This is a genomic window from Chitinophaga niastensis, assembly GCF_003014755.1.
In the GTDB taxonomy this organism is placed as follows: domain Bacteria; phylum Bacteroidota; class Bacteroidia; order Chitinophagales; family Chitinophagaceae; genus Chitinophaga; species Chitinophaga niastensis.
The window spans coordinates 222,598-235,819 of sequence record NZ_PYAW01000004.1 but is presented as its reverse complement, the minus strand read 5'-3'; the positions used below and the strand labels follow the sequence as shown (position 1 = coordinate 235,819).

11 protein-coding genes and 1 riboswitch are annotated in these 13,222 nt (G+C 45.5%); of the genes, 2 read left to right on the top strand and 9 right to left on the bottom strand.

Translation table 11 applies throughout. The annotated features are described in order from the left end of the window. Positions 1 to 226: 226 nt before the first annotated feature. A riboswitch (SAM riboswitch) is annotated at positions 227 to 340 on the bottom strand. A gap of 72 nt (positions 341 to 412) precedes the next feature. After that, the gene (locus tag CLV51_RS19870; RefSeq protein WP_106529829.1) at positions 413 to 1,357 is read right to left on the bottom strand and encodes an NAD-dependent epimerase/dehydratase family protein; all 945 of its coding nucleotides are present in this window, start codon (positions 1,355 to 1,357) and stop codon (positions 413 to 415) included. A 55-nt stretch (positions 1,358 to 1,412) separates the two neighbouring features. After that, on the bottom strand, positions 1,413 to 2,672 hold the full coding sequence (locus CLV51_RS19865) for a YdcF family protein (protein WP_106529828.1): 1,260 nt from the start codon (positions 2,670 to 2,672) through the stop codon (positions 1,413 to 1,415). A gap of 242 nt (positions 2,673 to 2,914) precedes the next feature. Between CLV51_RS19865 and CLV51_RS19860 the strand changes: the two genes are divergently transcribed. Beyond that, the gene (locus CLV51_RS19860; protein WP_106529827.1) at positions 2,915 to 5,026 is read left to right on the top strand and encodes an ATP-binding protein; all 2,112 of its coding nucleotides are present in this window, start codon (positions 2,915 to 2,917) and stop codon (positions 5,024 to 5,026) included. Between the two features lie 23 nt (positions 5,027 to 5,049). Beyond that, complete coding sequence (locus CLV51_RS19855; protein WP_106529826.1) at positions 5,050 to 5,742, top strand: uracil-DNA glycosylase family protein; 693 nt, start codon at positions 5,050 to 5,052, stop codon at positions 5,740 to 5,742. Positions 5,743 to 5,760: 18 nt separating this feature from the next. On the opposite strand, the gene CLV51_RS19850 is transcribed toward CLV51_RS19855, so the two are convergent. The 7 genes from CLV51_RS19850 to CLV51_RS19820 form a co-directional block, all read right to left on the bottom strand. Continuing rightward, positions 5,761 to 5,976 carry a hypothetical protein gene (locus CLV51_RS19850; protein WP_106529825.1) on the bottom strand — a complete coding sequence of 72 codons (216 nt, stop codon included), beginning with the start codon at positions 5,974 to 5,976 and terminating at the stop codon, positions 5,761 to 5,763. Positions 5,977 to 6,017: 41 nt separating this feature from the next. Continuing rightward, positions 6,018 to 6,302, bottom strand: a complete 285-nt coding sequence (locus tag CLV51_RS19845) for a DUF6881 domain-containing protein (RefSeq protein ID WP_106529824.1) — start codon at positions 6,300 to 6,302, stop codon at positions 6,018 to 6,020. 4 nt (positions 6,303 to 6,306) lie between these two features. Continuing rightward, positions 6,307 to 6,615, bottom strand: coding sequence for a hypothetical protein (locus CLV51_RS19840; protein ID WP_146151327.1), 309 nt, complete (start codon positions 6,613 to 6,615; stop codon positions 6,307 to 6,309). A 212-nt stretch (positions 6,616 to 6,827) separates the two neighbouring features. Further along, the gene (gene cobN / locus CLV51_RS19835; protein WP_106529822.1) at positions 6,828 to 10,571 is read right to left on the bottom strand and encodes a cobaltochelatase subunit CobN; all 3,744 of its coding nucleotides are present in this window, start codon (positions 10,569 to 10,571) and stop codon (positions 6,828 to 6,830) included. 239 nt (positions 10,572 to 10,810) lie between these two features. Continuing rightward, the gene (gene cobW, locus CLV51_RS19830; RefSeq protein WP_106529821.1) at positions 10,811 to 11,839 is read right to left on the bottom strand and encodes a cobalamin biosynthesis protein CobW; all 1,029 of its coding nucleotides are present in this window, start codon (positions 11,837 to 11,839) and stop codon (positions 10,811 to 10,813) included. Between the two features lie 40 nt (positions 11,840 to 11,879). Beyond that, complete coding sequence (locus CLV51_RS19825; protein ID WP_106529820.1) at positions 11,880 to 12,467, bottom strand: cob(I)yrinic acid a,c-diamide adenosyltransferase; 588 nt, start codon at positions 12,465 to 12,467, stop codon at positions 11,880 to 11,882. A 12-nt stretch (positions 12,468 to 12,479) separates the two neighbouring features. Continuing rightward, positions 12,480 to 13,211: a vWA domain-containing protein gene (locus CLV51_RS19820; protein WP_106529819.1), complete on the bottom strand. Its 732-nt coding sequence runs from the start codon at positions 13,209 to 13,211 to the stop codon at positions 12,480 to 12,482. Between the last annotated feature and the right edge of the window lie 11 nt (positions 13,212 to 13,222).

Here is a 13,222-nt window from a genome sequence, read left to right as displayed (position 1 = left end):
ATTTTTAAAAGATTAGCGAAGTCCTAAGCGAATATATCCGCATTAATCTTCGCCAATCTTTTAAATCTTAAAAAATCAAAAGAATAAAATCAGGGTAATCAGCATAATCAGTCTAATCCTGGATAAGAAAATTTACACCCGGCGTAGCCGGGCACAAAAAAACTCATCCGGGAGCCAGATGAGTTTTAATTATATTGATAATAATGTAAAGTAAAACCTGTAATCTGACTTATCTTTCCTGATCTGTTGATCGGGATGGATGCAGCACCTTTCACTGTTTGCACAGTGATGGTTGCTAAGGTATCGTCGGGCCATGTCCCTCCTCCTTTCTTGATAAGCTATTTAAAGAACTGGTGCAAAGATAAAGCAGAAAAATTAACTACCAAATTTATTTTCCTACTAAATAAGTAGACTACTGTTTTGCCAGGGTTAAGCGGATACCTTCTTCGTAAGGTGTGGGCTTTACATTAAAATGTTTTTCAAATTTTGAAGAGTCGAGGATATACGGATAATTGCTCTGGTACAGCATTTCCTTCATTTCTTTAGTAGTGCTATCGAAAAGACCGGCGAGTGTTATCATAAAAGCACCCAGCTTCGCGTATTTAGGCTTAGTACCCATTTGCGCTGCAATCATGTTGACATAACCTTTACCATCCGGGGCAGGATTGCAGGTAGGCAGATGCCAGATCTGGTTCCAGGAAGTATCATCCTGTGACAGCAGGTACAGGCCTTTACCGGCATCGGGTGTGAAAGTGTAACTATGGGTTACATTATCTTTACCGAGCCACATGGCAGTGCTGTTCTTTTTAAATTTATCGATGATCAGTAAATTGAGAAACCCTGTTTTATCGGCGCCGGGGCCGTAGAAGTCTGCTGCACGGGCAATAGTAGCGGTGATCTTACCGGCTTTCACTTCATTCATCAGCTGTGTGGCAATAGCCGCACGGATCTCTCCTTTTTTGCTGGAAGGATGATAAGGGGTATCTTCTTTCATCGGACCTTTTACTAACCCGTAGGAATATACGTTATCGAAGAAGATGAGCTTAGCCCCGGCTTCCTTGCAGGCATTGATCACATTAGTCATGATCTTAGGCCATGCCACTGCCCATAATTTTTTATTGTATTGCAATCCGGCTGTCAGGAAAACAATAGCGCTGCCGCTGACTGCCTTTTTTGTTTGTTCATAGTCGGTAATATCTGCCGGCACCAGGTCTGTGATACCTGCAAATGATTTAGGAGAGCGGCTAACGAGGCGAACCCGTTTATTGTTATTAACAAGCTGCTGCGCCAATTCATTAGCAATAATACCACCTGCGCCAAGAATGGTATATAGCGGTTGGATAGATAAATCTGACATAGAATTTTGATTGTATTTATTATAAAGACGAATAAGAGATGATAATATTGTATGATCACGGATCCAGCGGATCACGGGCGTCTGCCTGCAGGGAGCGGATGTCCGGTGTGAAGGTGATAAAGTAGAGGTCTGCCTGTTTTATATCTGCCGCAGGCACATAACCCAACTCCTTTAAACAGCGCAGTTCAAACATGCGGCTGGTAACGTAGTTTAGGTGCATGGCATCCGATACACACATCATGCGTCTTTTGACAGGGATGCCATTGCGATAGGCCATACGTACAGCGTTACGTATGTTAGTGGTGGTATGCCGGGCGTAAGGATCCACCATTACAGCCACTGCCGGTATTTTCAGTTCATTTACCAGGTACTTCTTCATTTCTATGGCCTCTGAGTAAGGTGTGCCCACCGGGCGTACATGTCCACCAGAAACGATGATACAGGGCGCCATTCCTTTGCGGAACATTTCTGCCCCCAGGTGGCAACGGTTCTTCCCTGCTTCGCTGATCGTTTCTTTGCCACCAGGACTGGCACCTAAAATGAGCATGGTGGTATAGGTGTATCTGTCCCAGTCGATTGTTTTCAGGTACGTATAGGCCTCACGGTTAGTATCCGACAAGGGCTCATAACGGCCCGCCTCATCACGTTTATTTATCAGCAGCAGTCCCATTGCCAGGTCCAGCGACGGCTGGAAGAACAAACTGGTATTGTTATCTTTTCCGCTCAGTGTTTTCAGAAGTTGCCCTACTGCTGCCTGGTAGGCGGGTGATTTCACATAATAAGCAGCAGAATCTATTGTTGGGTAACGTAGCCCTTTGTTGGTTGTATAAGCGTTGATGATGTAGTTCACCCCATTGGCGGCATCTTCCCAGGCACGTGAAAGCAATACTTCGTCTTTTGTACCGATATATAGCTGAAACAGGCCACTGCTGCGCATTGTCTTTACCAACTCATCCATCTGCTGCGGGTAGCGTAGCAGCATACGTGGCAGGTCATTACCCACCTGGTTTATCATCTCTTCAGAAAATAAAAATGGAGATGTGCGTGTGCTGACGTCTCCGTTGGTAACGGGATGGGCTATACGCTGCCGGTATGTTTTAAACAGCCGTTGCATATTAGCATCTTTTGCTAACAACCGGTTTACGGCAGGCATCTTTTCCAACAGGGTAAAAAAATAAAAGTTCTTATCCTGGATAAAACTGGTACTTGTCAGAAAATTATAGGAAGGATCCAGGTATGCCGACTGGCTTTTGGCAGATGGAAGAAATATAAACAGCAGGAACAACGAAAGCAGGTAGTTTTTCAAATAGTGCATCAAGGAAGATGTTATGTGTACAACGTTACGAAAAACTTTTAATTCGCTTTTTTAATCGTTAAAAATTTAAAAAAAAGATAATGCATTTTTAACTGTTATGTATATATGACTTATTCCAAAACATATACCTATAGTTCCTTTTGACATTGATTATCCATTAGTTACAAAAGACAAAATCACTTATTTTCACCGCCGCCAACGCGGTATAAGCCGCAGCTGCCAACATCCAATTTTGTGTAACGATGTATAGAACCCAAGAAAGAACAACCTTTGTACGCTATGCTGTGCTCACTACAATGGTCATCATACTCATGACATTTTTCATGATTATTTTTCTGAGAAAACGTGCAGCAGATCAATTAAGCATAGGGGTAAAACACCTGGTAGCTACTAAAACCGATGCCGGTCATATTGATCAGGCAGTACAGCTGTTATATGCAGCAGATAATAACTTCCGCTTCTACACGCTTACCTACGACCATGACTACCTGAATAGTTATGTGCAGCAGTTGAAAAGCATTGCAGCACACCTGGATACAGCTATAGCATCCCGGGAAAAACAACAGCAAATAAACGGGCTGCTGGCCGACAAAGAACATAAGGCGCAGGTCTTTTTACAAACCCGGTTATTTGTGGATTCCTTACTGCAATTGTCGCAGGTATGGGATACTACTGCTTCCCCACTCCCCTTGCAACAGTTGAGTAATATGCCTGGGCTGCAACATCAGCAGGTGGATACTATTGTAATCGCTAACACTACCGGCCATAAGAAAAAGTTGTTTGGGCGATTAAAAGACGCCATCAGCAACAAGTCCGGCGTGCAAACCAGTCAGCAGGTAAAGATTGTAAAATATGGTGCGGACAATAACAATTCCGGCAAAGCATTTAACAATGCGCAGTTGCGGCGTATCCAGGACGCTTATAACCAGTTTATCAAAGACGCCACCAATAGTCATAATAACCTCAACAAAAAAGAGTATGCCCTGGTAATGGCCAATGAGCGCCTGTTTAGCGGGCTGCTCAATCTCCTGGCCACACTGAAGCAGGATATAGTAGAGGAATCGGATAAGAAACGTTCTCAACTAAGCCAGGATATTGATCATTCTCTTTACCGGATAGATGAGCATAGTTACTGGGAGATCCCATTGCTGCTGCTTTTAGCGGGTATAATTATTTATGGCATTATACGGCTTTACCGCTATGACCTGGCCTTGTTGCGGGCCAAACAACAGGCCGAAAAATTCGCCAGGCAAAAGAGTGATTTTGTGGCTACGATGAGCCATGAAATCCGTACACCGGTGCAGTCGTTACTCGGCTATGCCGCCATGCTCGAAAAAGAAAAATCAGCTGAAACGGTATCGGCTATACGTAATTCTGCCGAGATGTTATTACAGGTGGTTAACAATGTGCTGGACTACACCCGTATGGAATCTGTGGAGCCTGTATTGAAGCAGGAAAAATTTGCGCCCCGTACTGCTATTGAAGAAGTAAGCAATACGTTGCAGGTACAGGCAGAGATGAAATCTTTGCAGTTGATCACCAATATTTATTTCCCCAGTACCTTACTTGTTATTGGCGATGCCTTCCGGCTCAAACAGGTGCTGATCAACCTGGTGGCCAATGCTATTAAGTTTACTGAAAAAGGAAGCATTACAGTAACCGCCCATATGCGTGATAATAATCTGCTGCAGGTAAATATAAAAGATACTGGTGTTGGCATTTCCCCTAAAGAACTACCTTTGATTTTTGATCCTTTTTCCCAGGGAGATCATAACTATCAGAAGGGCAGCGGATTAGGTTTACATATCTCCAAAAAGATCATCGATCTTCATAATGGCAAGATACATGTGGAGAGTCTTCCTGGCAAAGGCACTACCTTTTATTTTGAAATCAGGTACCAGCTGATGAGTCCATCACCTGCCACCAAAAAAATCATTGTACCCGTGAGTAATACTCCTACAGCCGCTTCCGTAACCGCAGGCATAAGATTATTAGTAGTGGAAGACAGCATCCTCAATCAGAAATTACTGGCCCTTATGCTGGACAGAATGGAGGCTTCCTATCTCATTGTTTCTTCCGCTGAAGAAGCGCTGGAAGTGTATGAACGCGAATCTTTCGATTTCCTGCTGACTGACATTGATTTACCCGGCATGGACGGCATGGTGTTAACCAGCATCATCCGTGCACTCCCCGACAAAAAGAAGGCGTCCATCACAATTATTGCGATCACCGGCAATATATTGGAAGATGACATAGCCCTGTACCTCCGTTCCGGCCTTAATGATTATATTATGAAGCCTTATCGCGAAGAAGATATCGTGGAGAAGATCACCGCACACAGACAACTGGTTTAGCACTGTTTGTATTAAATTGCAGGATGACTATAGCGGATCAGATTATATCATTCAACAGCCACCTGCATTTTCCGGGCAAGCTGCCCACAGGTATACGTGTCATGAACCCTTTTAAAGAAGGGCCGGGCATCATGGACATCATGACCCAATTCTATAAAAAGTTTTATGATGATAAAAAGCCAAGGCAGCTGATCATGGGCATCAATCCTGGTCGTCTTGGCTCAGGCGCTACCGGCGTGCCTTTCACGGATACTAAACGTATGTCGGAGAAATGTGGCATAGAGATACAGGGGCTCAAAACACATGAACCCTCTTCTGTTTTTGTATATGATGTGATTGATGCTTATGGTGGTGTGAAAAAATTCTATCAGCAATTTTATATCAGTGCTGTTTGCCCACTTGGTTTCACAACGCTAAAGCCGGGTGATAAAGAAGTGAATTACAATTATTATGATAGTGCCCCTTTGACAAAAGCGGCTTATGATTTTATTGTAAGTAGTTTACGTGAACAGCTGACATGGAATATCAGCCGTGATGTTTGTTACTGTATGGGTACCGGCAAAAATGCCGCCTTTCTGCAGGCATTAAATGAAAAAGAGCAATTTTTCAAAGAAGTGATTCCGCTGGAGCATCCCCGCTATGTGATGCAGTATAAAACGAAAACGAAAGAAGCGTATATAGATAAGTACCTGTCTGCTTTTGAGACCCACAAATAACCACAGGTTGTAGACTTTTTACGCTGTTTGCGCCTCAATCTGGTCGGCAATACTGGTAAGCAATCGCATGTTTAAGCGGTGTCCGGTGCCGGTTGCTCCTGGTGCGCGTACGTGGCCGTCTTCGTCTTTTTCCATCATGACCTCCTCTCCGTTTACGTCTACCATGAAGCGTTCGGTTGAATAAGGCCATACATAAAAGCGACCTCCCGGTGTTTTTATCATAAATGCGTTCATAAAATCCTTTTCAGATCTTGTGCAAATGGCGGGCCAGTAGATCAGGAGAGAAAATAATAGTAGCGGTTCCACATTAATTCAAATTCTTCGCGGGAAATCATCTCCGGGATGAACAGTTTATCTTCACTTATCTCTTCTATGTTTGGCATTACTGTATCTGAAAGGGCTGTACCGCCAAAATGAAAATTACTATTTGCGATCCCAAAGCTACCATCAGGATAAATTTCGATCTTCCGGTTTTCGAAGCGTTGCGCATCAATTTCACTATACAGTATCGCTGGTTCATCATCAAATTCATGTAACCAGGATACTTTGAGGTATTCCATACCTTTAAATTTTAACCAGCCTGCAGTCCCAGGTTTCTTTTGGCTGCTCCTGCTTTGAATCAGAAAATACCACACCGGTGATTTTATAGATATTCCCGTCCTCGTGCAAACGATCTCCGATTTGCGGTGTTAAGTCATACTGGAACCTTACGGTAGCAATAATACCAAAGGATTTGTAGCTATGGATTTTAACAATACTGGCGGGTCTGACAGGGAGGAGCAATTCTGATCTTTTGCGGTTATTACTTCTGTACAGGAAGATTAGCAGCCATACTCCTACGGCGGCAAGCAAACTTAATAGTAGCAGATTCACGGTTGTGTTTAGGTTTAGGTTTTATTAAAAATATCCAGGTTTATTGGCCTCTTGTTGGCAAAGAGAGGTACTACAATATAGTGATTTTAATATATGTAAACAAATTTTTTTACCAGTGATTATTATGATTAATATGATTATCCTGATGAGCGAAGGTTGTCTGAACCAGGATTTAACAGATTTAAAGGATTACCCTGATGGGTGTTATATTATTATTCCTGCTGTAAAAACATGCCTGTTAACCGCTCTTTGGTTTCTTCCGCCGGTTGCTGCCATAGCCCGCGCTGCATGGCTTCCAGCATACGTGCGGTCATATCCTGTAAGGCATGGGGGTTGGTTTGTTGCAGGAACTCGCGGTTATTATCATCAAATAAATAGGCCTGCGTAATGCCTTCATACATAAAATCATCTACCAGGACGGTGGTGGCACTGTAGGCAAAGAGATAGTCCATAGTGGCGGCCATTTCAAAGGCGCCTTTATAGCCATGACGGCGCATGCCGCTCATCCACTTTTCATTGATAACGCGGGAGCGGTATACTTTGAGTAATTCTTCTTTCAGTGTTTTTACGCGTGGATTTTCGGGGCGGGAATGGTCGCCGAAATACATGGCTGGCTGCGTGCCGGTAACCTGTTCAATAGCATTGGCCATACCACCATGAAACTGGTAGTAGTCGTCAGAGTCGAGGATATCGTGTTCCCGGTTATCCTGGTTATGCATGACCACCTGGATGTTGGATAGTCGCTGCTTAAAAGGCTCATAAGCCGAAACACCCTGTTGGCGGCCATTATAAGCATAGGCGCTCCAGTTCATATATACAAGGGCAAGATCCTCACGGGTGGTCCAGTTTTTTTCATCGATGAGTGCCTGTAAGCCGGCCCCGTATGCACCTGGCTTGGAACCGAATACACGGTAAGAAGCCCACTCGGCTGCTTTTTCAGGTGCTAATCCTTTTTGCTCCCAGTCATTTTTTTCCTGCAGGTACTGCGCACGGATAGGGTTATCTTCCGGAGATTCTTCTAACTGCGTTAAACGTGCTACCACGGCGTTGAAGAGAGAGATCATATCCGGAAAAGCATCGCGGAAGAAGCCGGAGATGCGCAAGGTAACATCTATGCGAGGCCGTCTCAGTTCAATGAGAGAGATCACCTCAAAGTCTGTTACACGTCTGCCAACACTTTGCCATACCGGTCGTACACCCATAAGGGCAAAGGCTTGCGCCAGGTCATCACCACCGGTACGCATGGTTGCAGTGCCCCATACGGACAAGCCTATACGTTTTGGATACTCCCCGTGTTCCTGCAGGTAGCGGTCTATCAGCAGCTGCGCACTTTTTTGTCCCAGGCGCCAGGCAGTTTCAGTGGGAATACTGCGTACATCCACAGAATAAAAATTGCGACCGGTAGGCAGAATGGTTACACGGCCACGGGTGGGCGCCCCCGAAGCACCGGATGGCACATAACGACCGGACAGACCCTTTAGCAGGTTGATGATTTCATCTGTGGTAGCCGCCACGCGGGGTAAGGTATCCTGTTGCAGGCGCTGTAATACATAGGTGGTGGCGGGTCCGGCTGCCGGAAATATTCCTGCTACAATTTGCTGTACATAAGCCATCGCCATGACTTCCATGGCTTCTACCCCATCCCCAATCGTCCGGCAAAAAGTATTATTTATCTCCCGGTCTAACGTTGAAGCATACTCGCAATTAATGGGATCAAAAGAGAATTGCAGATCTGTTGCGATGGCCTGGGTGATGCCTGGTACGCCATATCCTGGCAGGCGGTGCAAAGCCACCAGTAAGCTACACAGCTGTTCACCGGCAGGTACCTGTCCGAAAATATGGAGCCCGTCGCGGATCTGGGATTCTTTTAGTTCACAGAGGTAGGCGTCCAGTTTAAGTAACAGCTCATCAATATCTTTACCATCCGTTTGCAGATCGGTGAGCAGATGCTCCTGTTTCACCAGTTCACGGATGCTGGTGCGTATCAGCGTAGCACGGCGTACATCCAGGCTCGCCGCCTCGTAATATTCGTCCACCAGTTGTTCCAGCTTAGCTAATGCACCAAAGCTTTCTGCCCTGGCCATGGGTGGTACCAGGTGATCAATGATCACCGCATGATTACGGCGTTTGGCCTGTGTGCCCTCGCCGGGATCGTTGATGATGAACGGATAAAAATGTGGCAACGACGGAAACAAAGCAGCAGGGAAACAAGTGTCCGGATTCAGTGCTACACTTTTTCCAGGTAACCATTCCAGGTTGCCATGTTTGCCGGTATGTACCACTGCATCTGCTTTAAAAGCGTGATGCAGCCAGCAATAGAAAGCGAGGTAGTCGAAAGTTGGCGGCAGGTCCGGGCTGTGGTAAATACTTTTAGGGTCACTGTTGTACCCTCTTGCAGGCTGTATACTTACGAAGATGTTTCCCAGCATACAACCCGGTAATACAAAACGTCCGTCCTGGTAACAGGAAGCGTCTGCGGGCTGCCCCCACTGGGATTCTACCCGGTTTTTGAGTTCAGCGGATATGCCTTCATACCACTGCATAAAAATTTCTTCTTCCAGGAATACCTGGTAAGGGCGATTAAAAAAAGTACTAGTATCATTGGTAATATAGTGCGTAAGCATCTCCATCAATGCTGCGCTATTTTCCGGTATATACGTACCAGTTAGATACGCCTGCCCCCGCAGTGCCGCCAGAATAGCGGTTATGCTGGCAGGTGTGTCCAACCCTACTCCATTGGCCAACCGGCTATCTTTGTTAGGATAGTTAGGCATGATCAGCGCAATTTTTTTTGCCGCATTTTCTGTTTGCTGCAACTTTATCCAGTTTGCTGCCATCTCCACTACCCTGCTGCAACCAGGCTCATAGGCCCTATAAGCTACTATATTGGAATCTGTCAGCGGATCACGGCCATCATCGGCCTTAAAAGAAACTGCGGTGCCGATGATACGTCCATCCATTTCCGGCAAGGCAATATTGATGGCCACATCAGTAGGTGGTAATCCGAATAGGCCGTCCTGCCACTGTTCGAGGGTACAGGAGGCAAAAATAGCCTGTATAACTGGAACGCCTAAACGTGTAAATATGAACTGATCTTCCGCCTCATCATCACTTAATGATTTGGTGGAGAAGCTGGTTGTATTGAGGATTACCGCAGGTGATACCGTTTCATCTGCCGTAATAAACCGGTATACTTCTTCCAGCATAGCTGTATCCCGCAAATTGGATACATATACCGGCATAGGCTGTAACCCGCGTTCCTTCAGCTCCTGGCACAGCACCTGCACCGGCGCTGTATTGCCGGCGATATAATGTGTTTTGTAGACAATCAATGGTACTAATGGCAACGTAACATCAGCAATCGCTGCAAAAGCGGCCCTGTTCATCATTTCATGACCTGGCAACGCAATGAACAGTTCCGGTAAAAAAGACGGAGGGGCGTATGTTTCCGGGCGATGTAAAAAGTGATGCCATAGGTATTGGAGGCAGCTCTGCAGGTTTTGCGGTCCGCCGGCAGAAAAATATTTCCATACTATATCCGTTACCGTTATATCTACAGAAGAAGATTGCATCAGCTCCAGATCCGGGGCATCGTAGCCAGGTAAAAACAATACGGGAATGTTCCACTGATCGCAGTAATGGCGCAGGGTTTCCACAAGATATGCATAGTAGCCTTTACCACCCAGCAAACGGCATACTACCAGCTTTGCATGCCTGATCACATTTTCCACATAATGATCGATAGATAATTCCTGCTTCAGAAATACCAGGTTAGCCATGCGAAGCGAGGGAATGTCCGCGTTCTTTTGTTGCAGCGTATGAAACGCTGCATTCAATGCATGAATTTCGGTGTCTGCGGAAGACAGAAATATGATATCGCCGGGTTGCTGTTCTACCATAAAAACGCCTTCGTTGTTAGGGTTCCAGCCGCCGGGGATGGTTGCGATCAGGTGCATGGGAGGAGGTGCTAAAGTAAAATAAAAGTGCGGAGGGGAAGGCCTTCGGCCTTTGTCTTTCTCATGATTAGACTGATTAAGATGATTTTTCTGATTTTATTTTTTACTTATAATGATTCAAATCTCATTTCATTAATCCTGCTGAGATCTGATTTGGATATTTTTAAAAAGAAAATAAAATCAGAAAAATCATCTTAATCAGTCTAATCATGAGAAAGACAAAGGCCTAAGGCCTTCCTTTACGCGTTTAATGCCGCTGCAATTGCCGCTTCATCCAGTTCGTGGCCAATAACTACCAGCGATGTTTTTCTGGTTTCGTTGGTTCTCCAGGCACGGTCGAAGTAGTGATCAAAGCGGTGTGAAACGCCCTGGAATACCATGCGCATAGGTTTGCCAGGAACATCAATAAATCCTTTGATGCGATAGATCTCATGGGCAGATACTAACGCTGTGCACTTTTTCACCAGTGATTCCGGTGTATGCGGTACCGTTATATCCACTATAAATGATTGGATATCTTCATCATGATGGTGATGATCCTGGCCACTGGCATGATCTTCCTCATGGTGGGAATGGCGGTTATCTACATCATTTTCTGCTGCAGCACCGATGCCCAGCAACACGCCCGGGTCAATAGCGCCTTTAGTGGCTGCAATAACCTTAACGCCTGCACGTAATTCCTTGCTGATGATATTTTTCACCTGTTCAAATTCTTCTGCATTGATCAGATCGGCTTTGGTCATCACTACCAGGTCGGCGCAGGAGAGCTGATCTTCGAATAATTCTTCGATAGGTGTTTCATGATCCAGGCTATCATCTGCTTCCCGTTGCGCCTGTACCAGCTCGCGGTTACAGATTTCACCGGTAGCTTGTCCTACGGCATCTACTACAGTGATCACTGCATCTACTGTGATTTGTGGTTTCAGATCAGGCCAGTTGAAAGCATGCAGCAGCGGTTTAGGTAAAGCAAGACCGGAAGTTTCAATGATGATGTGATCAATGTTTTCCTTACGGTCCATCAGTTGCAGCATAGTGGGCAGAAACTCTTCCTGCACCGTGCAGCACAGACAGCCGTTGTTGAGCTCTACAATATCTTCTTCATTTTCGCAACAGGTGCGGATAAGGTCACCGTCGATGCCCATGGCGCCAAATTCGTTTACAATCACGGCCAAACGGCGGCCTTGATTATTGCGCAGCAGGTGGCTGATCAGGGTTGTTTTACCGGAACCCAGGAAGCCGGTGATAATAGTTACAGGTACCTTTTTCATTGAATTATTTTAATTAGTTATTAGTGTAGAGATGAATTTTTTATTCGTTTGGCGTAGCTGTTTTTTTTCTTTTGTAGAGAAACAATTGCCATTTTTCTTCTGCCACACCTGCTTTATCCATTTCTGCACGGGCCAGGATAAAGAAAAGGTCCGATAACCGGTTGATGTAAGCAGGTATGTAATCTTCGATCGTATCTTCTTTCATTAAGGTTACCAGCAATCTTTCTCCGCGGCGCATTTGGGTACGGACTACATGGCAGAGTGAGGAAATTTCATTTCCACCGGGTAGCAGGAAATAGTCGGATGCGCTGGTGATGGCTGCTTCCAGCTCATCAATCCATTCCTCGCAGAAGGTAGCACCATCTACCGGTTTGGGATTGGGGTTTTCTTTTTTGCAGTCGGAAGGACGTGCCAGGTGCGACATCATATCCATCATATCTTTCTGAATACGATGCAGGTTAAGCTGCCAGGGATGTTCGTTCCCCAGCTTTGAGCGCAGCAATCCGATGGTAGAATTTACTTCATCCAGGGTGCCGTAACAATTTACGCGGGTATCATCTTTGAATACGCGTGAACCACCAAACAAAGCAGTGGTACCCTTGTCCCCTTTTTTAGTATATATTTTCATGATGCTGATTTTTTAATATTCCGGTTCAAATACATGACAGCCTAATCTTTCGGCCAATGTAACGGCCATGCCTAAACGAGGATATCCTGTTTCTGTATTGATGATACTGGTTTGTTTTGCCAGCTGTTTTAAATGTGTATGAAAAAAAGTAATGGCTTCTTCAAACGGTTGCGGTGTGTTGCCGGCGTTGATCCTGCCGTCGGTAAACAAATACAGCTGATGATCGTGCAACCCCTGTTGCCTGTCTATGGTTTGTAGCACCTGCTCAAAACCCGCTGTCAGATTGGTTTTACCACCGGTATATAACTGTGCCAGTATATCCGTCACTAATGCGGCATCATTGGTTGGTGGAACAATGATATCGGCGCGGCCATGCGATAATGCGATCACGCTTATCTGTGGCTGCCGGTGTTGGTATCGTTGCATCATATCAGCAATAAGGCCTTTAACAAGACTGATCTGTTGGTCTGCTGCCATAGAGGCGCTGGTATCAACAATCAATAACAGGCGCAATTGACTGCGATGCTGTGTGCTGGTATACTTCAGTTCAAAGGTGTTATGCACCAGGTAATGTTTTACCGTAGCCACCAGGTTACGGGTAAGTGTATGTCCGCCTGCACCGGAAGTGATCATTTTAGCCGCTTCAGGCAACCTGGCTGCCATTCCCTTACGCGCAGCCTTTTGCCCCGCTTTCAGGGGCATCTGCGCTGTTACAGCGCTTGCCTGAAACAGGTATTCCTGCAAGGGGGAAGGGT